17 protein-coding genes and 1 tRNA gene are annotated in these 26406 nt (G+C 44.9%); 5 read left to right on the top strand and 13 right to left on the bottom strand.

Annotation, left to right across the window (positions count from 1 at the left end; all coding sequences use genetic code 11):
• Positions 1-27: 27 nt before the first annotated feature.
• The 3 genes from ACN0V2_RS08845 to ACN0V2_RS08835 all read right to left on the bottom strand — a co-directional run bounded on the left by ACN0V2_RS08845 (position 28) and on the right by ACN0V2_RS08835 (position 6869).
• The gene (locus ACN0V2_RS08845; RefSeq protein WP_417550447.1) at positions 28-4080 is read right to left on the bottom strand and encodes a translocation/assembly module TamB domain-containing protein; all 4053 of its coding nucleotides are present in this window, start codon (positions 4078-4080) and stop codon (positions 28-30) included.
• Positions 4077-5789, bottom strand: coding sequence for an autotransporter assembly complex protein TamA (locus ACN0V2_RS08840; RefSeq protein ID WP_417550446.1), 1713 nt, complete (start codon positions 5787-5789; stop codon positions 4077-4079). The genes ACN0V2_RS08845 and ACN0V2_RS08840 overlap by 4 nt, the downstream gene beginning before the upstream one ends.
• Before the next feature lie 153 nt (positions 5790-5942).
• Positions 5943-6869: a helix-turn-helix domain-containing protein gene (locus tag ACN0V2_RS08835; RefSeq protein WP_417550445.1), complete on the bottom strand. Its 927-nt coding sequence runs from the start codon at positions 6867-6869 to the stop codon at positions 5943-5945.
• Between the two features lie 267 nt (positions 6870-7136).
• Between ACN0V2_RS08835 and ACN0V2_RS08830 the strand changes: the two genes are divergently transcribed.
• From ACN0V2_RS08830 to ACN0V2_RS08815, 4 genes are all read left to right on the top strand, one after another.
• Positions 7137-8657, top strand: coding sequence for an aldehyde dehydrogenase family protein (locus tag ACN0V2_RS08830; protein WP_417550444.1), 1521 nt, complete (start codon positions 7137-7139; stop codon positions 8655-8657).
• A gap of 131 nt (positions 8658-8788) precedes the next feature.
• Entirely contained in the window at positions 8789-10750 is a 1962-nt protein-coding gene (acs, locus tag ACN0V2_RS08825) for an acetate--CoA ligase (RefSeq protein WP_417550443.1), read from the top strand.
• Positions 10750-11154 (top strand): RNA-binding S4 domain-containing protein, encoded by a 405-nt coding sequence (locus ACN0V2_RS08820; RefSeq protein ID WP_417550442.1) that lies wholly within the window; start codon positions 10750-10752, stop codon positions 11152-11154. Before acs ends, ACN0V2_RS08820 begins: the two co-directional genes overlap by 1 nt.
• Positions 11154-11564: a MazG nucleotide pyrophosphohydrolase domain-containing protein gene (locus tag ACN0V2_RS08815; RefSeq protein WP_417550441.1), complete on the top strand. Its 411-nt coding sequence runs from the start codon at positions 11154-11156 to the stop codon at positions 11562-11564. Before ACN0V2_RS08820 ends, ACN0V2_RS08815 begins: the two co-directional genes overlap by 1 nt.
• A 23-nt stretch (positions 11565-11587) precedes the next feature.
• Here the strand turns inward: ACN0V2_RS08815 and ACN0V2_RS08810 are convergent, their stop codons facing one another.
• The 5 genes from ACN0V2_RS08810 to ACN0V2_RS08790 form a co-directional block, all read right to left on the bottom strand.
• Complete coding sequence (locus tag ACN0V2_RS08810; protein ID WP_417550440.1) at positions 11588-12037, bottom strand: GNAT family N-acetyltransferase; 450 nt, start codon at positions 12035-12037, stop codon at positions 11588-11590.
• 3 nt (positions 12038-12040) lie between these two features.
• Positions 12041-12871: a formate dehydrogenase accessory sulfurtransferase FdhD gene (locus ACN0V2_RS08805; RefSeq protein ID WP_417550439.1), complete on the bottom strand. Its 831-nt coding sequence runs from the start codon at positions 12869-12871 to the stop codon at positions 12041-12043.
• A complete protein-coding gene (gene moaA / locus ACN0V2_RS08800; protein WP_417550438.1) occupies positions 12864-13871 on the bottom strand; it encodes a GTP 3',8-cyclase MoaA in 1008 nt (335 codons plus the stop codon). The genes ACN0V2_RS08805 and moaA overlap by 8 nt, the downstream gene beginning before the upstream one ends.
• A 15-nt stretch (positions 13872-13886) precedes the next feature.
• Positions 13887-14099, bottom strand: coding sequence for a YgaP-like transmembrane domain (locus tag ACN0V2_RS08795; protein ID WP_417550437.1), 213 nt, complete (start codon positions 14097-14099; stop codon positions 13887-13889).
• Between the two features lie 70 nt (positions 14100-14169).
• Positions 14170-14841, bottom strand: coding sequence for a Bax inhibitor-1/YccA family protein (locus ACN0V2_RS08790; RefSeq protein WP_417550436.1), 672 nt, complete (start codon positions 14839-14841; stop codon positions 14170-14172).
• A 154-nt stretch (positions 14842-14995) separates the two neighbouring features.
• Here ACN0V2_RS08790 and ACN0V2_RS08785 point away from each other — a divergent pair.
• Positions 14996-15086: transfer RNA gene (locus tag ACN0V2_RS08785), tRNA-Ser, on the top strand.
• Between the two features lie 684 nt (positions 15087-15770).
• Here ACN0V2_RS08785 and ACN0V2_RS08780 read toward each other — a convergent pair.
• From ACN0V2_RS08780 to ACN0V2_RS08760, 5 genes are all read right to left on the bottom strand, one after another.
• Positions 15771-16154, bottom strand: coding sequence for a hypothetical protein (locus ACN0V2_RS08780; RefSeq protein ID WP_417550435.1), 384 nt, complete (start codon positions 16152-16154; stop codon positions 15771-15773).
• 148 nt (positions 16155-16302) lie between these two features.
• Entirely contained in the window at positions 16303-16698 is a 396-nt protein-coding gene (locus ACN0V2_RS08775) for a hypothetical protein (protein ID WP_417550434.1), read from the bottom strand.
• On the bottom strand, positions 16695-22796 hold the full coding sequence (locus tag ACN0V2_RS08770; RefSeq protein WP_417550433.1) for a hemagglutinin repeat-containing protein: 6102 nt from the start codon (positions 22794-22796) through the stop codon (positions 16695-16697). The genes ACN0V2_RS08775 and ACN0V2_RS08770 overlap by 4 nt, the downstream gene beginning before the upstream one ends.
• 40 nt (positions 22797-22836) lie before the next feature.
• Positions 22837-24582, bottom strand: coding sequence for a ShlB/FhaC/HecB family hemolysin secretion/activation protein (locus ACN0V2_RS08765; protein ID WP_417550432.1), 1746 nt, complete (start codon positions 24580-24582; stop codon positions 22837-22839).
• 125 nt (positions 24583-24707) lie between these two features.
• Positions 24708-26405, bottom strand: coding sequence for an amino acid ABC transporter ATP-binding/permease protein (locus ACN0V2_RS08760; RefSeq protein ID WP_417550431.1), 1698 nt, complete (start codon positions 26403-26405; stop codon positions 24708-24710).
• Position 26406: the final 1 nt, after the last annotated feature.

Raw genomic sequence — 26406 nt, 5'->3', positions numbered from 1 at the left:
AAAGCCCTGTGTTACACAGGGCTTTTTTTATCGTTCGTATATATACAGCAAGTCCACACCACTATTTGTTCCCGATTCAGCCTGTAGCGTCCAGATCTTCGTTAATGTGTAACGTAACTGGACTGTACTCACCGGCTCAAAGATACCAATGCCATATCCCAGATAAAGTTTGGGAGATAGATATTTGCCAATTTGTACTGCCGCATTATCTGGACTTTCCCCAGTAAACTCGACAGAATCAAGACCAAAGGTGCTGGCAATCTTTTCACTGACCGCATTGCCATTCGAAATACCCAGATTAGTCGCTGCTGACGCCAGCATCGCTGCATCAGTCGCACTGGCTTGTCCTAATGGCCGTCCCAATACAATATAAGACAGAATGTCTTCCTGACTCATTGATGGCACCGAAAACAAGGTTGCTTGCGGATTGTTAGCCGGTCCGGTGATATGAATGCCCGCCTGATAATCCGTGCCTTTGCGAATAGCTTTTATATCTAAATCAGGATTGTCGATCGCTGTACCCACAAAACGTACTTTGCCATTATCAATTTTTAATTCACGACCATAAGCTGCATACATGCCGTCATGGACAGTGATTTCACCATCACCCAATAACAACTCCCCGGCTTCACCATAAATTCGCAAATTACCTGCTAGACGGCCATTAAATCCCAATGCACGAATCAGTACTTTTTCACCCAATTCCACAGTTACATCGACATCTGTAGCCAAACGCATTTTCTCATCTGACGTTTCTTCGCCAATCACCACGACATCCTGACTGGCTGAAACAGTGGTATTGAAATCCATTGGTGCCAGATCGGCAGTGGGTATTTTTACCTTTCCACTTATTTTGGCTGTTTCAGGGGTGACTCTTAATGTTAAATCCGGTGAAGCAATCACATAAGCTTCAGGCAAATTCATCAGTTCTAATTTATCACCCTTAATCGTGGCATCCAGCAGCCAATCAGCATCGGTCATTGTAAAATCACCGGCTACTTCCAACTGACCCTCCGCTGACTGGGCCTGAAGTAGCATTTTTAAACCGGATAACGGATCACCATTAACATCGGCATTAATCGCCGTCAGGGTGATGCCCATATCTACCAAAAATATCTGTCCATCACGCAAACTGATTGCAGTCGTTAATTCGGGTTGATTAGCTGTTCCCTGCATATCGACATGCAGTTCCAAGTGACCAGCTAACTCATCAAACGCCAACGTTTCCAACTTTAATGCCGCAAGATCCTCAACCGAGGTCTGCAATTGTAATGTGAGCGGTGTATCCATCGGCGCGGCCATTAATGTTTTGGCAGCAGCAGTCTGCAATCTCGCTTCTATTGGCTGCACGCCGGCTACATCAGGTGCAATGGTAATAGCTACCATGCTCTCTTCAGCACTGAGCTGATAACGTAAATCAACCTTGTCAAAGGCGATAGGTTGTTGCTGGCTGAGACCTTCTGACTGGAGTTTTAGACTTGCTTCGTTAAGCGATAAATTACCTGTGCCGGTGATATCGCCCTCAGTTTCCATCGCCAGTTGTAATTTTCCGGAGATATACCCCGTCAATTTGGCGTATTCCTCAATCCATGGTTTGACGATTTCTACTGAGAGTTGATTAATATCTACTAGCACTTGTGCGCCATCTGCCGAGTTTTCGCCTTGTAAACAAAATCGTGCTTGCTCTGCAGATTGCCAACAATGTTGTGACATTATCTGTTTATCCGCAGATAACTGAATGTCACCCGCCTCATTTAGCAGCCAGTTGCCAGCTACGTCATTTTCAATGGTCATGGACTGTAACTGCCCAAACCACTGATTGTCTTTGTTTAGGCTGCCTTGTAAAAGGCTTGAGAAAGTCACGATTTCAGACTGTATCTCGAGTCCAAGCTGATGCTGTTCACGCTTACCCGTTAGGCTCAAATCAACTGAATCTATGACCTGTTCCGCCACTACAATCGCTGTCGACTGCACATTGAGTTTGCTTTGTTGATTATCGGTAAGGTCAATTCGAGCATCAGCATTAATCGATCCAATACTCAGCTCATCAGCCCACTGAATAGCTGAACCGTCTAGATTTGCATTAAGTTTTAATTTTGCCAACTCGCCATATAATTGACCTTGCCCGTTAAGGGTTCCTGCAAGTTCTGGATGGAAATCCTGTAAGTTTGGTGAAGATAATGTCCACTTTAAATCCAGTTGTTTCTCAACTTTACCCTGCAAGGATAATTGCGAATCACCTAATTTAAGCTGCAAATCTTCAATGTTCACATCGGTATTAAGTGCTTGCAGGTTACTGTCCAGAGAGAAATTGCGTTCGCGTAACATGCCATTTAAATGTAACGCCTGCACACTGGCCTGATACACCCCCTCGCCTTTATCTTCAAATTTTACTTGCGCCTGACCACTTACCAGGCCTGGCCAATCAGTTGCAAATACGGCCGGGTCAAGCTGTCTCAATGTCAGCTTTCCATCGACACGTAAATTCTCTTTCCAATTAATACGACCGCTAAACCCGGCGCCACCATCAGCAATCTTGGTGTCTGCCCGGATATCAGTTATACCCGCTTCTGGACTAGTGGCTAACAGATTAAGAATGAGGGGTATTTCATCGACAATAAAGTCAGAATCTACTTTTAAATCAAAAAGATCCTTTTCACCCTTAAGGTTAAATATCCCTGTGTAACTTTCAACATCCACACCGCTTAAACTGGCGGGGATTTGCAGGTTTTTCCATTCGCCATCCAACTGATAATTTAACAATGGATCCCAGGCAACATCGCCATTGACGGCCAAATCAACTAAGGCAGACTTTACTTCCAGTGAATTAATCGTCGCTTGTTGCAAATCTCCACGCAAATAGCTGTCAATAGTCCAGGTTTGCTCTAAAGCTTCCAGAGAGCTGCTCAATATCAAACGATAATCCTGCAGACTTCCATCTAAAGTCAGCTCACCTGAAGCGGCATCCACTAACAACGCTGAATCTTCTTGCCAAGGCCATTGCAGCTGAGACCAACTGCCTTCAATGGCAAAGTCACTTGCCATGGGATCTTCAGCAACTTTAATATCGCCATGTAGTTCTGCAAAACTGTTCTGACTGATTGCAGCCATCAGATCAACACGCCAGTTTTTTAAATCACTGGAATTCAAGCTCACACTGGCGGATAGCGGTGGATGCACGGTTTCAAATTCTTGTAACTCAAAATCCAGTTCCAGCTTGGCACTTTCCAGCGAGCCTTTTGCATCTAAATTAATTGCTGTGATGTCACCGACATCCTTTTTAAGAATGCGGGCTAATGGGAGTGTTTCACTTTCTATATTTAGACGCCAATCTAGGTCTTCAAGAAGATTTCGCACCATCAAGGTTTGTTCTGAAGCAAAAGGTTCGCCCAACTGCTGCCGTACTGTCATTTGCTTGAGATCACCCGTAATGGTGCCCGTAGCAGAAATTAACCCCCATTCAGGATCATTTAATTTGGCACCATAATTTAAATTGGTTGCGTAGGGCTCACTTAAATCGACATTACCTAACAATGTGAAGGCGAATACGTCTCGGTTTAAACGCAAAGAAGAGACAATTAATCGGTCATAATTTAGCCTCAACGAAGTATCAAAACGATCGAATAAAGGGACTTCAATGCCTTGATTATTAATGAGATTTGCTTGTGTAATTCGTAGTGACCTGAGGTGTATAGCTATTGGTAAACTAAATTGAGGAAGCGTAAATGCTGCATCTTCTTCGGGCACATCAACCGTTTTTGTCTGATTGATTTGCACCTTATCGATATGAATTTGATTGATAATAAAACGGCTGGAGAGCAGTGACCACAATTGCCAACGAGCATCAATGCTGTCTATGTATATTGCATCAGCATCTTCGGGTTCATAAGCCACACCCTGTAGATAAATGCCATCGTATAGTCGTCCCCTAGCGTCGTTAATAGTAAGGCCGGGGAGTGTTTTCTGGGTAAAATTAAGTGCAGTGTTAAAGCCCGACTGAGTCATTAACAACCAATATAATGCTGCCGGTATGATCAGCAGCAGTGCAATTGCGATTATCCATAATACGCGCTTTATCACAAATCAGGCCCTATCACGATATGCAAACCAATAGGTTTGTCTTCATCTGAAATACCGCTGGCGACATCAACCCGAATTAAGCCAACCGGAGAACGCCAACGAATCCCTATGCCAACACTATACTCTAATGGATCCGACCAACTGTTTAATGCATTACCAAAATCAGTAAAAATTGCTCCACCCCAATTTTGAACAAACATATGTTCATACTCAATACTACCGACAGCTAAGTAGCGGCCACCAATAACCTCATCTAAATCGTTTTCTGGTCCCAATGATTCATAGTCAAAACCACGAATACTATTATCACCGCCGGCAAAAAAACGTAATGAACTGGGTAACTTGGAAAAATCGCTGACTTCGGTCGCACCGACACTCGCGCGGGTGATGATTCGACTCGACTCGCCAAAAGCTTGAATATATTTGCCCCGCAAAACTATTTGGGTAAAGCTGATATCAGAAAGGATACCCTCAGCTGCCCCACTCAGCTCCATACTTACTCTTCCGCCATGACGGGTATAAAGCGTGTCATCAGCCCAAGTTCTGGCATAGGCAATGCCGGGAATCAATAACGAAGTTGAAGCGGAATCATCTGAGACATCGAAACTTTCGTTTAAAAACTTGATACTGCCCGTTTCTTCCCATCCCCAACGCATTCGATTGTAATAGCTTCCCACAGCAATCGAACTGCTCTCACTGGTATCGGTATCTTCTTGTAAGTATTGGGTATTAAAGCCAACTGCATCAATATTTTCGCTCCAAAAGGGCATCTTATAATCTGCACCTATACGATTGGAGATTTGCGATAAACGGCTTTCCACCGAAATTGTATGCCCTCGATCATTCACATAGCGGTTTTGCCACCCCAAACTCATTCTGGCACCGGTATCTGTGCCATAACCCAAACCTGCGCTGTAGCGGTGCTTCAAATTTTCATCTAAAGCAACATTTATGGGTACGCGATCATTTTCGCGATCAGAGGTCATGGCTTGAGCTGACACGGAGGCAAAATAGCCACTTTCTTGTAAATTACTTCGTAATGTCAGTAACTTATTTGCATTAAAAGGTTCGCCTGCTTCGATGGGTGACATCGCATCAAGTAATTGCTCATTTACTACCGTGTCAGGAAAGCTAACTTCGCCAAATCGGTAGCGCTGCTTCGCATCGTAAACTAAGCAAATATCAGCCACATTGGCGTCAATATCGACACTTACTTGGTTACAGGTAAATGCACCGTCAAAATAACCGCGTTCGGCAGCGACTCTGAGAAAAGACTTTTTGGCATTTTCATATGTTTGATGGTCAAAATGTTCGCCCTTTTTAAGTGGCAATTTGGAGACCATCTTAGTGAAGACCGAATCAGTTTTTGCATCGCCTTCTACGGCAATATTGGTTTTTCGAATAGTTACCGGGTCACCCAACTCGATTTTATAGCGGGCTTGCCAGTTGTTCTCGTCAGTTTCAATTAACTCGGCGGTAATATCAGGAGAATAATAACCATACACAGTGAGCATATGCTTCAACTCATCAATCGCTTGATTATGCAGGCGCGTTACACTGCGTGAATCCAGTCGTGGACTTTGTTTTTGCCTATTTATACTCAAACCATTCAGCAAGGTTTCACTTAAATCTTTCTCTAAACCGGTTATCTCTATATCGATATTTTTTTCCGTGTCGGCCCAAACTGTATAAGTTGGGAATAAACACAAAAATACGAGAAATATCCTGCTGTAAAAGTAGTTTTGGCATAACGGCATAGAGGAATTGTCATTACTAAAAAAGAGATGGCCAACAGAAATGAATTCATTTCTGTTGGCACAATTATGACAGCATCAGACTCTCGGCGTTCTTAACTTAGATTATTAATTTGTTTGATCCGGCTGATTTTCTTTGCGGAAAGCGCTGGGTGAACAGCCAAAAAAATGGCTGAAACGACGACTAAAATGACTTAAGTCATTGAAACCATATCCATAGCAGGCTTCGGTAATACTCTGCCCACTTCTGATGGCTTCAGCTGCGGATTTAAGCCGAAGCTGTTGATGAAACTCCCCTGGTGTACACCCTAGCTGTTTCTTAAATTCAACATACAAACGGCTACGGCTCATACAAGCTTGACGGGATAATTGATCCACATCTAATGGTTCGCTGAGATTTTGTTCCAGGGTATGAATTACAGCAGTAATTCCGCTGGTATCGGGTGCGCGTTTGCAATAACTCAATAATACTTCACGACCTTGTTCGCGTAGCAACCGAATCACCAGTTCAGATACACCCAAATCTACCATCAGCTCTTTATCGGGATCATTGTGTATGTAAAATGAAACCATCTTTTCCAGCAATTGCTGGGTATCGCGGGTGTGGTGTTTATGAATGATTCGAGGCTGATATTCCCAACTATGATCCGGTACATCAATTTTCACCAAGTCTTGCATTCGATTCGATATGGCTTGAATCCGTTCTCTGGAAATTTCGATAGTCAGACAGGTAGTTGGCTGCTGCTCATTGGCATCTGGGAAATCAATTTCAACATGTTCACCCGGTGGCATCACATACGATTCATGTGGCACAAATAATTCGCCAGATGCATTGTTATGGTCATGCATCACTTTACGGCCGCTTACCATCCCGCAATACAATAAATGATCTGCATTCAGCGCCACACCAGTTGAGTTTCGATAAGTATCGTAAATACTCAATTCGGTTTCCGGTCCGTTAAACGTCACTTTATTTTCAATTAGTAACTGACGATTTTCTCGGCGACCAGTGGATGGGAGTATATTCAGGCTCATAATATAACCTTAATGAACAATAGTTGATTTTGTGTCTGTTCTCGACATGAAGTCAAGAAAATGAAAATAATATTGGTGAAAATTATCCGGGAAGCAGATATGAAATTTTCATACATCAACATAGCAACCATTACGAACGATGTGTTAACTTTTTTGTCACTTCTGGACTGTGAGTCAAATTATTGGGATTATCAGTCAAGTAATTTATCCACTGATGGATTTATGCTGAGCATTTAAACCATAACAACATACAAAAGAGAGAGATTTATGATTTACGCAAAACCAGGTACACCAGAGTCGGTTATCTCATTCAAAGCACGTTATGAAAACTTTATTGGTGGTGAATGGGTTGCTCCCGTCAAAGGCGAATACTTTAATAACATTACCCCCGTGACAGGCGAAGTCATTTGTGAAATTCCGCGTTCAGGTGAAGCTGACATTGAATTAGCGCTAGATGCGGCCCACAAAGCACGCGAAGCATGGGGTAAAACATCAGTCCAAGATCGCAGCAATATCATGTTGAAAATTGCCGATCGTATTGAAGCTAATCTTGAAATGCTTGCTGTAGCTGAAACCTGGGATAACGGTAAAGCTGTACGTGAAACATTGAATGCTGATATCCCGCTGGCTGCCGATCATTTTCGATACTTCGCAGGTTGCCTACGTGCTCAAGAAGGCACCATGGGTGAAATTGATGAAAATACAGTGGCCTATCACTTCCACGAGCCGCTCGGCGTTGTCGGTCAAATCATCCCTTGGAACTTCCCGTTACTGATGGCAGCATGGAAACTTGCTCCGGCACTCGCCGCAGGCAACTGCGTGGTGATGAAACCAGCAGAACAAACTCCTGTATCCATCTTGATTCTTGCTGAACTCATTGCCGATCTACTTCCTGCGGGCACATTAAACATCGTTAATGGCTTTGGTCGTGAAGCCGGTCAAGCATTAGGTACTAGCAAACGCATTGCCAAAATTGCATTTACTGGCTCGACTCCGGTTGGCTCATTGATCATGAAGTACGCAGCCGAAAACATCATTCCTTCAACAGTTGAACTTGGTGGTAAATCACCTAACGTTTTCTTTGAAGACATCATGCAGCAAGAGCAGGATTACATTAATAAATGTGCTGAAGGCATGGTGCTGGCCTTCTTTAATCAAGGTGAAGTGTGTACCTGCCCTTCCCGCGCCGTTATTCAAGAAAGCATCTATGACGAGTTCATTGCTGTCGTAATGGAACGCGCCAAAATGATTAAACGTGGCAATCCTCTGGATACCGAAACTCAGGTTGGTGCTCAGGCTTCACAGGAACAGTTCGACAAAATCCTCAGCTACGTGGAAATTGGTAAACAAGAAGGTGCTCAATTATTAATGGGCGGTGGTATTGCCCAGCTTGGTGACGAATTCAATAAAGGTTTCTATATCGAACCGACATTGATGAAAGGTAATAACAAAATGCGTATCTTCCAAGAAGAAATTTTTGGACCAGTGGTGTCGGTAACCACCTTCAAAGATGAAGCCGAAGCGCTGGAAATCGCCAATGATACTGAATTTGGTCTGGGTGCTGGTTTATGGACCCGTGACATGAACCTTGCCTATCGTATGGGCCGTGCTATTCAGGCCGGCCGGGTTTGGACCAACTGTTACCATAGTTATCCTGCTCATGCGGCTTTTGGTGGGTATAAAAAATCCGGTGTTGGCCGTGAAACGCATAAAATTGCCCTGGAACACTACCAACAAACTAAAAACTTGTTGGTTAGCTACAGCACCAGCCCACTCGGTTTTTTCTAAAGCACAGCATTAATTAAACTAGCTCTCCCCTAAGCACAGCTTTCGGGAGAGTTTTTTTTATTGGCTGTTGACTACATTTAACGTTGGCAGCGGGCTATACTCAAAAAAAAGAGAATTAAGGTAAGGTATTTATGGCTCAGAATAATATTGAATCAACCCTACATGAAAATCGGCACTTCCCCCCATGTGAAGATTTTTACAAAACCTCTGCGCTGACTCCTCAAAAACTTGATGCACTTTACGCTAAGGCGGCTGAAGATCATGAAGCTTTTTGGGGCGATTTAGCCAAACAAGAACTCGACTGGATTAAACCCTTCAGCAAAACGCTGGATGATAGTAATGCCCCGTTTTATAAATGGTTTGCCGATGGTCAAATAAACGTTTCTTATAACTGCCTGGATAGACAATTAAAGAAAAACGCTGAAAAGACTGCCATCATTTTTGAAGGTGAACCTGGTGACGTACAACATATTACCTACCGTATGTTGCACCAAAAAGTCTGTGTATTTGCTAATGCATTAAAAAACCAAGGTATCCAAAAAGGCGATCGGGTCATCATTTATATGCCGATGATCACAGAAGCGGTTGTGGCCATGCAAGCATGTGCCCGCATTGGCGCCATTCATTCGGTGGTGTTTGGTGGCTTCTCTGCTGAAGCATTAAAAGATCGTGTTGAAGATACACAAGCCAAACTGGTAATTACTGCTGATGGTGGTCACCGAGGTGGCAAAATTATTGGACTTAAAAACACGGCAGATCAGGCGTTAAGCAAAGGCTGTGAAAGCGTCGAAACAGTTATTGTGTTTAAACGCTGTGGCAATGACATCAACATGCAGGATGGGCGTGATATTTGGTGGCACGATGCTGAACAAGATCAATCAGCTGAATGCGCTCCAGAACCGATGAATGCCTGCGATCCACTATTTTTGCTCTACACCTCTGGTTCGACGGGTAAACCTAAAGGTATTCAACATTCATCAGCAGGTTACCTACTTAATGCCATAACCACCATGCGTTGGGTGTTTGATATTCAGGAAAAAGATGTGTTCTGGTGTACTGCCGATGTGGGCTGGATTACCGGGCATACCTATGTGGCTTATGGTCCGCTAGCAGTTGGCGCAACGATGATTATTTATGAAGGTGTGCCCACTGTTCCTGATGCTGGACGTTTTTGGGATATCTGTGCTCGTCATCATGTGACTATTTTCTACACCGCTCCAACGGCTATTCGAGCGTTAATGAAAGTCGGAGATGAAATTCCGCAACGCTATGATTTATCGAGTCTTCGATTATTAGGAACCGTCGGTGAACCGATTAATCCTGAAGCCTGGATGTGGTATCACCGCGTTATTGGGCAGGAACGTTGCCCGATAGTCGACACCTGGTGGCAAACTGAAACTGGTGCCCATATGATTGCGCCCGTTCCCGCTGTCACTGTCACAAAGCCAGGTTCCTGTACGCGTGCCCTGCCCGGCATTGATGCAGCGGTGGTGAACGAACAAGGTGAAGCGATCGGCGAAAATCAAGGTGGCTTTTTGGTTATTCGCAAACCTTGGCCCGCTATGATTCAAACCATTTGGGGTGATGACCAACGCTATAAAGATACGTATTGGCCGTATTTCGATGGCAAGTATTATCTGGCTGGTGACAGTGCCCGTCAGGATGAAGAAGGTTACTTCTGGATCATGGGTCGCATTGATGATGTGCTCAATGTTTCCGGACATCGACTGGGTACCATGGAAATTGAATCAGCTTTAGTCGCACATGAAGCGGTAGCTGAAGCCGCTGTTGTCGGTAAACCACACGATGTTAAGGGCGAATCCGTATTTGCCTATGTCGTTTTAAAAGGCAACCGTCCAGAAGGCGGCGTTGATGAAGAAATGACCAACGTATTACGTGCCTGGGTGGCTGAGCAGATTGGGCCAATAGCCAAGCCTGATGAAATTCGTTATTCCGATAATCTGCCTAAAACACGTAGCGGTAAAATCATGCGTCGTTTACTACGTACCATTGCTAAAGGCGAAGAAATCACTCAAGACACGTCGACGTTAGAAAACGAAGGCATTTTATTGCAATTACAAGGTAAGGCTTAATGGCGAAAGCCGAAATCGAAAGTCAGGAAAATCAACGACTGGACAAATGGCTTTGGGCTGCGCGGTTTTATAAAACCCGCAGCCTGGCTGTTGAAGCCATTAATGGCGGCAAAGTCCATGCAAATGGACAGCGAGCAAAACCCAGCCGCACTATTCGCCCCGGTGATCAATTAGCTATATCGCTGCCACCGTATGAATACGTTATTGATGTATTAGGCCTGCAAAAACAACGTCGGCCTGCCAGTGAAGCGCAATTGCTCTATCAGGAAACACCTGAAAGTCGCGAAAAACGCGAATTATTACGTGAACAAATCAAAAACGAGCCATTAGGATTTCGTGATCAAAAAGGTCGGCCAAGTAAGCGTGATCGGCGGCATATTATTAAATTTACCCGTGGCGACTAATGGATAAACCTTCCCTACTTAATGCTGCAGATAATCAGCTTCCATCACTTCGTTATGCAGTCGAATTGCAAAAAACGGCTGCCAGTGTGGGATTTGACTGGCCGCATATTGATGGGGTAATTGCCAAAATTCACGAAGAACTGGATGAAGTGGCTGCAGAACTTGATGATGCGGATTCAAGCAAATTACAAGAAGAGATTGGTGATTTGTTATTTGCCATTACCAATCTTGCCAGACACTTAGACGTCGATCCTGAACAAGCCATTCAGCAATGCAATCAAAAATTTCGCCGCCGCTTTCAGTACATTGAAACGCAAATATTCAAGCAGGATAAATCATTACAAACGGCCTCCTTAGAGGAGCTTGATGCATTGTGGGATGAAGCAAAATTGAGTGAGAAAAAGAATTAGATTACGAATTTAAGTTTTTGTTATTAAACATCTAAAAATAAACGATATGCCATCATTGATGATTCCGTAAACCCGTGTTGCTCATAGAATCGATGCGCGGATTCATTATCGTTATCTGTCAGTAACGTAATACGTTTGCAGCCTTTTTGTTTGGCAAAATCAATCGCATGTTTCAATAACGCTGAGCCGACACCTAGCCCACGATGTTGTGGTGCGATAACCATATCCTCCAGAATCGCCACCCTACTTCCTAATGCCGTTGATACGGTATAAAGCAAATTCACCATACCGATAATCTGCCCAGATTGTTTTGCCACTAGAATATCGCCGATGCCATCACCATCAATTATTGCCCCCAACCCCAGCGCTTGTAATTCGCTGTCCGGTTTAAATTCAGTTTCCTGACTGAATAATGTATCGAGCAATAAACATAATTGTGGAATATCCGTGCTAACAGCTGTCTGAATTTCCATGGATTACCCTGCAGAACTTAATGCGTTTTCTGTTTGAAACTGCTCCTGGCCGGTATAAACCAGAAAGTGTTTACCTTTCGCTCTGGCAACCATGCCAATACCAATACTCTGGGCGATGCTGAGTCCCATCTCGGTCACACCACTTCGGGATAACAGCAGCGGAACTTGCATCTGAGCAACTTTGATGACCATCTCGGAGGTCAGACGGCCGGTGGTGTAAAACACTTTGTCATTGCCTTTAATATCGTTAAGCCACATCCAGCCGGAAATCGCATCAACAGCATTATGCCGGCCAACATCTTCAACGAAAAACAACACATCATTCTGCTGACACAATGCACAGCCATGCACCGCACCAGCTTGTTTATACATTTCGTTATATTCATTTAATGCATGCAATACGTCATAAATAGACTGGGCACTAAACGCAGGACACTGCAGTTTCATTTCAGACAGTGAATCCATCACATGACCAAACATGGTGCCCTGACCGCAGCCACTTGTGGCAATACGTCTGGACATAAGCGAATCGAGATTGTTTTTCTGCTGGTGGGTAGTGACGGCTACAGCATCTACATCCCAATCCACCTGAATAGATTTGATATGAATCAGCTCATCAACCAGTCCCTGATTTCGCAAATAACCAAGTGTCAATAACTCTGGTTGCCCACCAAGCGTCATCAAAGTGACAATCTCACGATTATCCAGATAAATAGTCAGTGGCCGTTCGCCGGTTAATGACACTTCACGGGCTTCGCCAAACTCATCTAATACGGTGGTGGTATGCAGGCAATTAATGCCTTGATTGGTCATTTCTGGCTGATAATTAGCCACCAGTGACACTCATATGACGGAAGATAATCGGTTGTTCTTTGATATTAAAGTCATGGCCTTTCGGTTTGATATCCATCGACTTGATAATGGCCTGTTTGAGTTGTTCGATATCGCCTGGATGACGGCGAATAATATCGCGCAAATCCATCGAGTGTTCCTGCCCCAGACATAACAGTAAACGCCCTTCTGTTGTCACTCTGACCCGGTTACAACTTTCACAGAAATTATGACTATGTGGTGAGATAAAACCGATTTTGCTTTTGCTACCAGCCACTTGGTAATAACGCGATGGTCCACCAGTATTGGCAATACTGCTTTGCAAATCAAAATGCTTTTGCAATGTGGCCAGTACTTCATCACTACTACAATAGCTTTCATTACGACTATGCGTCACTTGGCCTAATGGCATCTCTTCGATATAAGAAATATCCAGCTGGTTATCAATGGCAAATTGCGCCAGATCGACAATCTCATCATCGTTACGGCCTTTCATAATCACCGCATTCAATTTGATGCGTTTAAAGCCAGCTTGTTTAGCAGCATCTATACCGGCTAATACTTGAGTTAATTCGCCAGTGCGGGTTAATTCACGGAAACGATCAGCATTCAACGAGTCCAGACTGATATTAATGCGATCCATACCCGCTGCAGCGAGCTTCTCAGCGTATTTGGGTAACTGGGAGCCGTTGGTGGTTAAGTTCAGTTCTTTAAGCGACGTAGTGTGCTTCAACGCGCCAATTTGCTCTATCAACCAATCAACGTTGCGACGTACTAACGGTTCACCACCGGTGATACGGACTTTTTCCACGCCTAATTCACAAAAGGCTCTCACTAGAAAAGCAATCTCTTCCAACGTCAGCAACCGTTCACGCGGCATGAACGTCATTTCTTCATCCATGCAATACACACAACGAAAATCACAACGATCCGTAATCGATATGCGCACATAGTTCACACGTCGTCCGAAGTTATCAATCAATTGTGTTTGGTTATCTGTCATGTTGTTTATTATGCGCTAGCTTCGCTCTTTATGAGAAATATCACAGGATTTATTTGCGGTGGAAAAACCAAACAAGGCATAACCACCACAACGACCGCTTAAACCGTTAATCAGTAGTCCCAACCCCAGCAAGGCCCACCAACTTTGGAAATACAATGCAATCGCTATTATAAACAGACCGATTATGATGCGTAACGTTCTATCAATATTGCCTAGATTCTTTTTCATTGCATTGCTCCAGATACAAACAAGCCCCTTTGCAGGGGCTTGAATGAATCAATATGTCTTGCTTGTTAAATCAATCGTCGCCAGAGAAAGCGCCAATCAAATGCAACAGGCTAGTAAACAGATTGTAGATACTGACATACAAGGTCACAGTCGCCATGATGTAGTTTGTTTCGCCGCCGTGAATGATGTTGCTGGTTTCATACAAAATCAGACCAGACATCAACAACACAAACATCGCAGAAACAGCCAGTGACAGACCAGGCATGTTAAAGAAGAACGCTGCCAGACCAGCCAGGAAAGCGACCAAGATACCGACAAACAGGAAGCCACCCATAAAGCTGAAATCTTTTTCAGATTTAATCGCGTAAGCAGATAAGGCTAAAAAGACAATCCCGGTTGCGCCCAGAGCCTGCATAACAATCTGCGGGCCATTAGGTAATCCCAGGTAAGCATTAACGATTGGCCCCAGTGTCAAACCCATAAAACCTGTCAGCGCAAATACAGAGGCGATACCCCATACGCTGTTGCGCAATTTAGCAGTGAGGAACAACAAACCAAAGTAACCAATTAACGTAATAATGATGCCTGGATGAGGCAGGTTAAGAACCATTGACACCCCTGCGGTAACAGCACTGAAACCAAGTGTCATAGCCAGCAGTACATAAGTGTTACGCAATAACTTGTTGGTCTGCAGCGCAGACTCGCGCGAACGTACAACTGTTGATTGTGTATCGTAGTTCATCAGTTTATTTCTCCATTACTCAGTAAAGTATTGATGTTAGGTAACTCACCCAATGGACATCATCCTACCGGATAAGTTCTAAATGGCAATAGCTATATAAATTTTGCATTCACTGTTGTCAGATCATGTCATTCCTAGTAATATGCCGCGTCTTGGAGGGATGGCAGAGCGGTTGAATGCACCGGTCTTGAAAACCGGCGTGGGTTTATAGCCTACCCAGGGTTCGAATCCCTGTCCCTCCGCCAAAACAAACTAACGGACTTCGGTCCGTTTTTTTGTATCTGGGGTTTGGTAATTGCGATTTTAGCTGTTCTGTATTTAGAAATTATTTCAGGCTATATCGTCGTATGATGTAGTATTTAATACTGTTGATTCTGCTCAGGCACCGCACGCGTATCCCGGTAAATCTTTTCAGTCATACAGGCATATCATTCTTGATTTAGACGCATCTCCGTCTACCTTTATGTTTCTTCGGATCGTTGGGCGGCTTTAAGTGCGTTGGAACCAAATTGTATGGACTCGTTTGGGGGCCCGCCGCATTCCGCAGAGTCCTGTCGAAGAGTCTCCGAGTTTCCGACGTCCAGTCCAACCTAGTATTTATTAGTATTTCGGGTGATGTTTGCTTTCACCTAGGCTGGTAGCAACACATACCAACCGCTTCATATGAACGCTTCTAGCATAATTGAAATGGCATTCCATACATCTGGCGGTAACAAAGTTGCAGCTGCAAAAGGAGCTGATGGCGCAAACAAGGCGGCGAACTACGCGCCATAATTTTTGCTTCCAATTGTTATTCAGGCACTGCGTTAAAATTCCCTCACCAACCACCACGATATCCATTTGTAGCACACGAGGAAATAAAGAAAATAATTGGAATTAGCCAAGAAAATCTAATAAAGCTTTTTGATAACATTTTTTCCATGGAATATTCATGGCGCTCCACAAAGAGGCCGGGCTTGCATATATTTGCTGGAACAATCCCCGGTGTAACTATAACCGCTGCTTATCATGCAGCGTTGAACTTCGAACTCAAGTCGGGTGCGGAAAGTATCATTACTTTCGTCTGGAAATTGCTTTTTTCGATCCAATCCAAAAGTACCGTCAGACAGTCCACCACAATTTTCCCAATCCTTTAACCGGCTCTCCTCCGTCATTCCCGGTTTCTCCCAATAGGCGATGTAGGGTTTGATGGATTTTAGGTAATCGTCACGACCAGTCGTGAGTCCCGGCCCAGCCTGGAACATAAGTTCACAACCTGTAAGTAGAATGCATATCGAGCTTAGTTTGAGCCAGTGTGTAAAATTGCGACTCATTTTGCTGCTCCCAACATAATCGAAATAGCTTTCAATACCTCGGGCGGTAACAATGTTGCAGCTGCAAATGGAGCCGAGGTAACAAGGGCGACACTTAATACTTATATTGCTGCCTTAATTAGGACTAGCAGCAGATCAAAGTTTTGGTTTAAGGGTACTGACATCGCTCGTCGCAATATTCTAAATAGACATACCCCCTATCTCGCATACATTCAGCCCATTCTTTGGTGAGTCGCCCCATCGCTTTTATGTCATTAGGATCCTCAGGTTTTTTAGCGGCCTGGATTTTATCCTCAGAGAAAAGTACATATTCTGTTCTTCCGCTTCCGCATGCTGTCGTATCATCTAACCTGCTTTCTTTCGTCATTCCTTCCTTTATCCAGTGAGCGCCGTATGGTTTGGGGTATTTCAGTCTTTCGTAAGCTTCTTTATCGCAATGAGCTGCTGGTGTTTGTGGACCACAAATACGGCCATTACCAATGGTACAAGCCGACAATAGGCAACTCGCATATAGAGTAAAGAATAGCTTTATCCGTAAATTCATTTTACATTCCTTAAAAAAATGGAAATTGCTTGCCATACTTCGGGCGGCAACAATTCCGACATTGCAAATGGCGCAGAAGGAACAATAGCTACGGCACTCCAAGTGTCATGGGCTGTAATTAATGCTTCTGATCTACCTCGTGTTGCATTACCTTGTTCGTCATACAGCCCCGAGAGCTGGCCCCCAATTACGTCATGCGTACCAGCAAAAGATTCAATAAGCTTGTCCTGCCAGCTACCCGCTTTATATGGAGTTCCAAACAACGTACCTTTATAACCCTGAATACCTCCTGTTGGACCAGCCATCTTTTTGCCTTCTGGATGTTCAGTAATGAAATAGTCAAAGCTCATAAGGGAATTATCATCTTTCTTTGCCGTGAACATGATCTGCCCTTCTTTGAGCGCTAATTTTGGTATGCCATTCTGATCAAGAATTGGAGTATCATCTGGATTTTTCTGAATTGCACATCGCTCATTCATCGTTCCACACAATAAATCCAGGTCTACCCGGGTACCGCCCGCTCCAATCCCGTCGCCACGCACGCCTTCACTTTTGCCATCAAGCAGGTTATTCAGCTTATTACCATAAGCATCCACCGCACCTGTAAACTTCTGAGAGTTTTCAATGGTGATGCGTCGCATCTCTTCAGCTGCCGCTGACAACGCTTCCTTGGTGAGTGCAGTTCCTCCAAGCCCGGTCACCGCCCCGATCAACACATTCATCACATGTTCTTCGATACGTAACTCTTTTAGCTGTGCTTGGATGGAGGCTTTTGCTTCTTCAGTTTCAGCACTTTTGAGCTGTTCATTTAACATTTGTCTCTTGTTCTGCACGTAATCACCTACAGCTTTATTGGCTTGTTGGCCAAATTCCTTGGTAATCTGTACCTGCGCTTCAATTTCCTTGACGACTTTTTCCGCATCAAATATAGGGGCTATGGTATTAGCGGTTGAATTTCCTTGGCTATCGACTGCCTCTCCTTGCTCATTAATATGTACATCCCGATTGAGCACGGCTACCGTGGTGGTGGCATCCTCACCGGTGAGGTTTTGTTGGCTATCGCTATCGGTAATGCTCAATGTACCTTGACTGATAGCACTGACCGTTACGCTCTGTGCTTTATCGCTATCTTTTCCTATACCGGCCCCTGAAAGTTGAGGTAAGCCTGCCTGAATACCACCGCCGATAGTCGCCGAGGTGGCCTTTGCATCATATTCTGCTTTGTTGCTGATATCCGATACGATGAGCGTTTCTGTAGTCAGGGTATTCTTGTTGTCAAAAATGGCTTGCTCCGTAGAGGCGATGACTGCCCCTTTGAGGTTGGTATTGCCTGCCACGTTGACTTGAAAGCCTTCATCCCCAGCGAATATACCCGCTTGTTCATTGACGCTGGCGTAATCACTTTTGATTTTGCTTTGACTTGAGCTGATTGAACCGCCAGCCATGCCCGCTCCTATTGGAATGCTGACACTGATACCCGCACTTTTCTGTTTGCTATCGTAGGTGCTGGTATCTTGCAAACTCTGGATATTTAGATTGCCCTCTCCCGAGTTGCCGACATCGGCCACTACTTGATTACCCCTCACTTGTGCACCGATAAGGTTGGTGTCGCTGCCGCTTTCCAGGCTGACCTTATTGCCCGCCTCTACCATGGTTTCCGTCCAGCTAACATCAGTGCCATTGGCTTTACCTTTACCTTGTGATGCACTGGCTGTAATGGCAAGCCCATTGGTGCCAATACTGATGCCCACACTGGCACTGCTGTTTTTATTTTTGCTGTTGAGTGTGTCGGTGTTTTTAGCAGCAATCAGATTGACTTGATCATCAGCTTTGATTGATACGTTTCCTCCCGCATTGATATTACTGCCGATCACATTGACATCGGAATATTGATCGGCTCCTGTGGCGGTGATAGTGACATCTCCCCCAGCCATCACTTGACTACCTTGAACTTTGGTACTGGTTTGCGTGGAGGTGCTGCTGCTTTTTGAGGAGCCGATGGAAAGGCTGAGGTTAATGCCTCCGGCTTGGTTGGCAGCATCGGTCACGTCATTGCCTGTAGGTGCCGCAGATAATGCTTGTTGAGTGGAGTCATAGGCATTCTTAGCTGCTAGTGCCGTAGCGCCTGCCGCCAAGGCCTTCATACGTCCATCCGAGGTATCACTGGCAGCTTCAGTCATTTGTTGTGCTGTTTGAATAGCAGAGATAACTGGACTGGTAATGGCAAGTGTTAAGCCACTTTGTTTGAATTTAGTTTCATGGGTGGTATTACGAGTATTTTGCCCGGCAACGATATTGACCTGCTCGGCACGGATATCGATATTGCCTTGTGGGGCTAGTACATCACTAGCTTTTTGGGTGTAACGCTTGCCTGCTTCAATTGCCACATCACCTTCAACACTTCCCACGGTGCTGCCAGTTTGCTTTGTACTATTGTGAGTCTGGGTTGTATTGAGTGAGCTGGAACCCAGAGTGACACTGGCACCACTTGTACTTAGGCCACTCGTTTTGGTTTTACGCATATGAAATTCGTAAGCTGTATCCTCCGCAGCAGTGATATTCACGTTATCCCCAGCGTTTAATACGGTGCCGTTATCACTGATGATATTGCTGCCACGAATGTTCAGATCGTTCCCAGCTTCTAACATTACGGTATCACCACTAATGGTGCTACTAATGCTGTTGTCTGCTTTAAACACATCCCGTTGAATCTTGGTTTTACTGCTGAAGGTGCTGCTTCGTTTTACCTTACGTGCCGTATCGAAGTTGCTGGTTTCACGGCCTTCAATGATGTTGATATCTTGCGTAGCGTTGACATTGATTGCACCAGATTCACTGGTGATGCTAGCGGCTTTTGCATTAAAGTCTTTGCCTGCATTTAATGAAATATCGCCAGTTGCTTCGATGACGCTGCCAATCTCTTGTGTGCCACCATGTTTGACATAGTTTTTAGCGTTGCGGATGCTGTTGTTCTGTTCGGCAATCTGCACTGTGCCAAGGTTGATATTTTCTTCAGCAGTGATTTGTGTGAAGCCACCTTCACCCTGATTAACGATACTGGCAGCCATCAAGTTAACGTCATTACCTGCTGAGGCAATGAGAATCGCATCGGGATGACTGAGATACAATCCGGCAACACGATCTATATTAGTAAGACTAAAACTGCTGCCTCCTTCACTTTGTTTGCTGCTTTGTGTTGTGCTTCGAAGGTTAATGTCATTGCCAGCCTCCAACAACATGGCATCTCTGGCAATGACTTGGCCACCGATGTTGTTGATATCGTTATTGGCTTTTAATAACGTCGAATCAGCCACTATTTGACCGCCCAGGTTATTAATATTGTCAGCATTCAACTCCACTATCTCGCGACCAGCAATTGTTCCTTCATTAATAACATCCGAAGTGAGGTTCATGGTGACCGTATTGCCTGCCATCATGCCTGTAGTCGACTGCATATCCTCTATCTGAGGTCTGATATAAACTTTAGGAACCAATGCCTGGGTGACTGAGCCATCAGGCAGCGTAACCGTTTGTTCAACCAGCCAGACAATATCGCTGGTGAGTTGTGCCATCTGCTCGGCTGAAAGTGCCACACCTGGGATAAGCTGTAAATCATTGACCTGTGTGAGAGCAGAGGTCATCAAAACCTGATATTGCACCTCATCACTGGCATAACCATCAAGGAATCTTCGGCCCGTTAATTGGGCAATTTGTTCACGCACTAAACGTTGTTCATAGAAGCCATCGCCCAAACGTTTTTGAGTCGTCGCGGGGTCGAATGTCAGTTGCTGCAACATGTAGTCAGAACTTAACCAAGAGCGATAGTTGGCAAAGCGTGGATTGGTTTCGATCAGATAATCTGCTGCGACATCAGGTGTGGATTGAAATAAGTTGCTGGTGACAATGGGTAATGCCGCCGAGTTAACTGTAGTGCCGCTGCCCGCTGGAACGGTATTGCCATCCAATTGTGTAGTGGCGAGGTTATAGGTCACAACTTGGTTGGCTGGATTGTAAGGACCAATAACATCAACATCGTAATCATTGTCGTTGCCATCCCAGTCGTAATAATAGGCTGTGCCACTATAACTTGTGGTGGTCCGGCCTTCTGAATTTAGGTTTTGTACTGAGGCGCCAGTAACATCAAGGTTGCCACCCGCGATGATTTGGCTATCACTATTAAGCACGGAGCCGTTGATAAGCATATCGCCACCCGAGAGAATCTGACCGGGATCTGATGAGACGATTTGTGTTTCGTAGAATTTTTTTGTGCCTAAATAACGTGTGTATTCGCGGAATGAGTATGACCCTGCTGAACGCCATTCAATATCAACGTTACCAATATGGGCTCCAGGATAATCAGCGGTTTCATAGATAACTCCCGTTCCGCCTGGAGTAAATCGATCAAAACTACCGCTTCCAGATTGAACAACTTCGGTAATAAGTTCGGCATTCAGGTTTTGTAGAGCATTAACGGATAAGGTTGCATTACCCAATGCCTCAATAGTCGAGCCATCATTGATAAGTGAATCTGCTGTTCCAGTAGCTTGATTAGCTCCATCGAGACTACCGGCAATCGTCAGGTCTCCTGAACTAAATATCAAACCATCACTTCGATTTTCAATGTTTCCGGCTCCAATATCGAGTCGATCCCGAGCAGCAATCACAGCACCTGCATCATTGCCAAGCTGGGCAACTTGAATGCCGATTTGATCACCAAAGATACTACCGGTTTCACTATTGAGCAGAGTATCAGCCTTTATCAGCGTATTTACCCCATCAATCAGGCCGTGATTAGTGAGCGTATCCGCTGCCGTAATCTTAGTATTAAGGCCCGTTATCTCCGCATCGGCAGTATTGTCGATATTGTTGGCGCTAAGCTGTAAAGACTGGCTGGCGAGAATAGTCGAGTAATTGGTGATATTGCCACTGGTTTGTAAATCAAGGTTACCACCAGCCTGCAGCTCGCCAGTGTGATGGTAATCAGAGGTCAGATTGATCGTAATATCAGCCTCTGCTCCAACACTGCCATCACTTTCCAGCCCTGTGGTAGTCAACTGGATATTGGTTTTAGCATTGATAGTGCCGGTATTTTGTAGCATCCCGTCGGCAGTAATAGTCACAGCACCAACACTTGCACCAATATCACTAGCATTTCTTACACCCAAACCAGCCTCAGTTCCAACCATGTGAATTTTACTTGCGTACATGCCACCCAAAGCTGCAACATCCACAGCAAAAGCTGGTGCAGAATCTCCTGCATCAGCAACGATTGGATTTACACTGGTTTTATTGCCGTTGCTGTCGACATTGACTTGGTTAGTCCCTGTGGTGATGCTGAGCTCATTCGCCCAAATACCAGCGTTCACATTGACTGCACGAGCAATCACATCGGTGAAGTTAGTTTGAGACGTATCCATTCCATTGCCCAGAAAGTTAATACTACCGCCGCCTACACGGTAACCCAGCAAATTGCCGTTATTCATAATCGGTTTGCCAGTCGTCAACGTGGCGCGATTGGCATTAATAAAACCACAACCGCTACAACTAATACCTGCCGGGTTGGCGATCACTACCTGTGCTTTGCTGCCAGCGACTTCGAGATAGCCATTCAGTAAACTGGGATTGTGACTGTTGACTTCATTTAGAATTACTTTGGCGGTGCTACCTGCAAGGTATGGATTGCCCTGAACCCAGCCGCCGAGTTGAGTTTGTACATTCGTGTTGCTGTTATTGAGAATGGCCCCTTGAGTCTCAACGTCGAACTTTTGATACGTATTACGTGAAACACCTGCTGCGCTAGGCGTCTGAATATTGACCAGTGGCAGGCCATTTGCAGTTTCATTAACAATGGGTCGCTGATTTGCAGGTGCGCTAGGGTCGGCAATGATATCGGCCTTGGCAGTGCTGAACATCATAATCAGACTGCTCATAATCAGAATGGAAATACGCACAGGACATAGCGTAGTAATTATTGCCTGGCAGAATGTTGTTGAAACACTTTGCGTGCTTTTAGATGAATAACTTCCAACATTTTCAGCAACAACCATCATCAAACCACGTGCTTTGTTAAAAACAACTCTGAATTTATCTTTGTTCATCTTTATTAATCCCTTATTGCAGATGATTCAGCCACATTAATCAGAAGGTCAGATTTAAATTGAACCCTGCTGTGGTACTTGCTGTTTCAAAACCTCGGGGCTTTTTAAGTGCTTTACCGACAAAGACGTCATAGCTAAAACCACTGAAGCCACCTCTTAATCCCAAGACAATCCCTGCCAGTTGCCTACCTAATAAACGATCGCTGGATTGACCACTGACTTCCCCATAATCAAGTCCCAAATAAACGGCTTGTCCCGTGTTACCGAGCAACGCACTCAAGTCATTTCGCAAGAACCAGCCGTTATCCGCACTTAAAGATAATTGGCCGTCAAAACCCCGAACGGTGTAACGATTACCAATGGAAAAGCGATCCTGAGGCGTTAACGGTGTGAAATTGTATTGCCCACGAAATTGAGTTGAGTACCGTAAAGCCTGTTCACCCCACGGAGATTCAATAGAAATTGGCAGATGAAAACCTATATCCGCCGTAAGAATTTCCATACGAGAAGTCCCTTCATCAAAGAACTCTTCCGGTGCTTTTAGGGCATCTTTTGCACCCGTCCCTCGCTTGTAAGCGAGGCTGTAATCAAGCAGCGATTGCCCTAAATACCAGGTTTGACTGAAGCCAAGCTCCCACCCTGCTGTGCGCCGTCTTTGCACTTCAATCTCTGTATCGTTGATATAGTTTGATGACTTTCTGAAAAAGCCTCGCAGAGACAGGTAGGTTTTATTGATGGCATTACGGAAAATTAGCCGACTGACCTTGATATCGGAATTCTCGCTACGACCACTGTAGGTATATGTTTGATTAACTCCTGATACTGCCTGATAGTAGTCATAGCTTGATGTGGTAAAACCAAATAACCAATATCCAAACGGCAGCGAATAATGAATAGTTTGGCCGTCCGATCCCCTTTTACCCGATTCGCCACCACCCAGATCATGGTTGTAATTGACGTAGAACAAATCGTTAAGCATTAGCAGATTGTCGCCAGACAACGTAATGCCACCCTGATATTTTCCGGTAGACTCAAATCCGGCATCATCGGCGCTGAGGGTCAGCCGGAATGGAAAACGCTGTTGATATTGAATCACTACATCGCTTTCTCCGGGCAATGCATTTTCTCCTTCAGCTGGCTTTATCTGGATATCGACTTCTGCAGTTGGGATGCGTTTGAGATTTTCCAGTCCCTGCTCTATATCTCGCAGGTTTAGAATGTCTCCCTGTTTGATCGGAACAGCATTCCATTTGGTCGCCCTAAAGCTCACACCCTCTTCAAACTGAACCTTTCTGACTTTGCCGGGGATGACGGTGAGCTCCAACACGCCAGAATGAAGATCTTGCGGCGCTGCCAAAATGCGGGTGGTGACAAATCCCCTGTCAATAATGGCGTTTTGAATACGGCTCATTGCGACATTAATGCCTTGGGCGCCAAGGCACCGTCCTATGGCTGGATCTTCACCATCCGTTACGGTCGATAAAGCAAACTGAAATTTTTCAGCAGTTTCGCCAATTAGCGTAATACTGGAAATAGTGAAACAGGGTGATTCGTTGTCAGGATAAACGAGGAGTTCTGGTGGCGATGTTTGATTGAGTAAACGAACATCAGGGGAGATTTCCTGCTGCTCGCGAAGCTGACGCTCGCGCTCTTGTTGCAATAGTTGCTCTTGTGCTGCTCGATCAATAACTGCAGCACCGGCATAGGTTGCTACTGAAAATAAACTCCATATACTAAACACCCACAACCGAAGATAGGGTGCTCGTCTTCCGTGACGGTTATCCATTTTATTCTTCTTGAATTCCTTTCAATTACGAGAAATAGTAATTCAGGAACAAAGATACGGGCAACGCTCATTCGAAGCAGAATGACAAAAGTGTGCGCTAGTTAAAATTTCTGATGAATGAACAATTAACTTTGGTACAGACTAATTTCAAAAACCCGCTGATGATCGACTTCAGGGAAATAGGCGGGTCGTTGATGCATGAGCACTATTAACATTTTGTTCTGCCAGAGTGGATATACACGCTGCCAGATGCGTTCTGCCATGTCTACATCAATTCCATTAAACGGTTCATCCAGCAGGATCAGTTTCGGGTTTCTTAATAACAGCCGTGCCAGACAGATCCTTCTGGCTTGCCCTCCAGATAGTTGACTGCCGGTATCGCCCAACCAGCTGTGTAATCCCTTTGGTCGTTGTTTGGCCCAATCATCCAGCTCGACTAAAGTTAGTGCGTGCCAAAGCTGTTGTTCGTCGATTTCATCCAGCCCCAGTGTCAGATTGCTATATAACGTCGCGGCGATGATGCTGTTTTGCTGAGTCAGATAGCCAATCTGCTTATGCCACGCTTGTGTTTGATCGATTCGCAATGGAATGCTATTTATCAACAACTGATAAGGCGTTATAAATGATTCCGGTATTTCCAGCCCAGCGATTATATTGGCTATTGTTGACTTGCCGCTTCCGGATCGGCCAGTTATTAACAGACATTCAGATGGTTTAAGTTCAAAAGCAAAAGCGGTATCTATGCTGCTGATAACTTTGGGGTGATCTGCCAGCATCATTGACAGCCGTTCAAGCTCTGCCAGCGTCGATTTCTCTGATGATGCATGCTCTGCCAGGGGTTGCAGCCGCTCAGCGGCATAGCGTGTTCTGCCCCACTGCCCTAGCTGACCTGGCAAGTTTAAAAGTAACTCACCAAATCCAAACACGGCCAAAAACAACATGACGGCAACCGGTCCACTAACAAACTGATTCTGGTAAGCAAATAACGCCGCAATGGCCACGGCGATAACCAACAGCCCATGGCAGATATTCACTATTAACTGTGCGTTGGCGATATGTCGATTCAGTTTTAGCTGTGACTGACCAATCTCACTCAGCGAACTGACCAATCTTGCTTGGTCCGCTTGTTGCAGATGTGCTGCCTGAAGTTCCAGCTGTCCTTGAAGATGCTCTATGGTTTGTGAGCGAGCCTGATTAATCTGCCGGGCATAATCACTACTTATCTGTGATGTTCTCCGAGTGAAAAAGCTGAAATAAATACTCCCCAACAACAGCGTGATAATCCCGAAAGTAACCCCCAGCGTTAACCAGAAAAAACTGATAAAGACAGCGAGCAAAACCACGCTGGATATCACAACAACAGGAGGTAACAGTAACTTTAATAACAGGCTGTCTAGATTATCCAGATCGGCGGTTAACCGGCTCAGCCATTCACTATCCTCAGTGTTTCGCAGTTGCTGAACCGGCAGGTCCATTAGGCCGGTAAACAGGGTTATTCGAAATCCGGCAATCACTCTTAATACCATGTCGTGACTATGCAGCCGTTCAAAATACCGCCCCACTGTTCGACTTAATGCAAAAAACCGAATGCCGCCACCTGGTCGGTAGATATCCAATAACACCGCAGTGCCAGCGGTTATCGCCAGCCCGGTGATTGCCGTGGCCGTTATCAGCCAGCCAGACAACGCTAATAACCCCATTGCGGAAATAGCCGTTAACAAGGCCAGCAGTAAAGAGATGATTAATCGTTTTTTCTGATTTTGCAGTACTTTGATTAACCAGAACTTCATTGGCGCAAAACTATTTTGAGAATGGCTAGACATC

It is taken from the genome of Methylophaga sp., assembly GCF_048266885.1.
In the GTDB taxonomy this organism is placed as follows: Bacteria; Pseudomonadota; Gammaproteobacteria; order Nitrosococcales; family Methylophagaceae; genus Methylophaga.
This window is presented reverse-complemented; position numbering and strand designations above follow the sequence as displayed.

Excerpts from the sequence above, each read along its gene's own strand:
- ACN0V2_RS08810 (WP_417550440.1), bottom strand. The coding sequence starts at position 12,037 with ATGGAAATTCAGACAGCTGTTAGCACGGATATTCCACAATTATGTTTA.
- ACN0V2_RS08835 (WP_417550445.1), bottom strand. The coding sequence starts at position 6,869 with ATGAGCCTGAATATACTCCCATCCACTGGTCGCCGAGAAAATCGTCAG.
- ACN0V2_RS08780 (WP_417550435.1), bottom strand. The coding sequence starts at position 16,154 with ATGAGTCGCAATTTTACACACTGGCTCAAACTAAGCTCGATATGCATT.
- ACN0V2_RS08775 (WP_417550434.1), bottom strand. The coding sequence starts at position 16,698 with ATGAATTTACGGATAAAGCTATTCTTTACTCTATATGCGAGTTGCCTA.
- ACN0V2_RS08760 (WP_417550431.1), bottom strand. The coding sequence starts at position 26,405 with ATGTCTAGCCATTCTCAAAATAGTTTTGCGCCAATGAAGTTCTGGTTA.
- ACN0V2_RS08770 (WP_417550433.1), bottom strand. The coding sequence starts at position 22,796 with ATGAACAAAGATAAATTCAGAGTTGTTTTTAACAAAGCACGTGGTTTG.
- ACN0V2_RS08795 (WP_417550437.1), bottom strand. The coding sequence starts at position 14,099 with ATGAAAAAGAATCTAGGCAATATTGATAGAACGTTACGCATCATAATC.
- ACN0V2_RS08830 (WP_417550444.1), top strand. The coding sequence starts at position 7,137 with ATGATTTACGCAAAACCAGGTACACCAGAGTCGGTTATCTCATTCAAA.
- acs (WP_417550443.1), top strand. The coding sequence starts at position 8,789 with ATGGCTCAGAATAATATTGAATCAACCCTACATGAAAATCGGCACTTC.
- ACN0V2_RS08790 (WP_417550436.1), bottom strand. The coding sequence starts at position 14,841 with ATGAACTACGATACACAATCAACAGTTGTACGTTCGCGCGAGTCTGCG.
- ACN0V2_RS08820 (WP_417550442.1), top strand. The coding sequence starts at position 10,750 with ATGGCGAAAGCCGAAATCGAAAGTCAGGAAAATCAACGACTGGACAAA.
- moaA (WP_417550438.1), bottom strand. The coding sequence starts at position 13,871 with ATGACAGATAACCAAACACAATTGATTGATAACTTCGGACGACGTGTG.
- ACN0V2_RS08815 (WP_417550441.1), top strand. The coding sequence starts at position 11,154 with ATGGATAAACCTTCCCTACTTAATGCTGCAGATAATCAGCTTCCATCA.
- ACN0V2_RS08765 (WP_417550432.1), bottom strand. The coding sequence starts at position 24,582 with ATGGATAACCGTCACGGAAGACGAGCACCCTATCTTCGGTTGTGGGTG.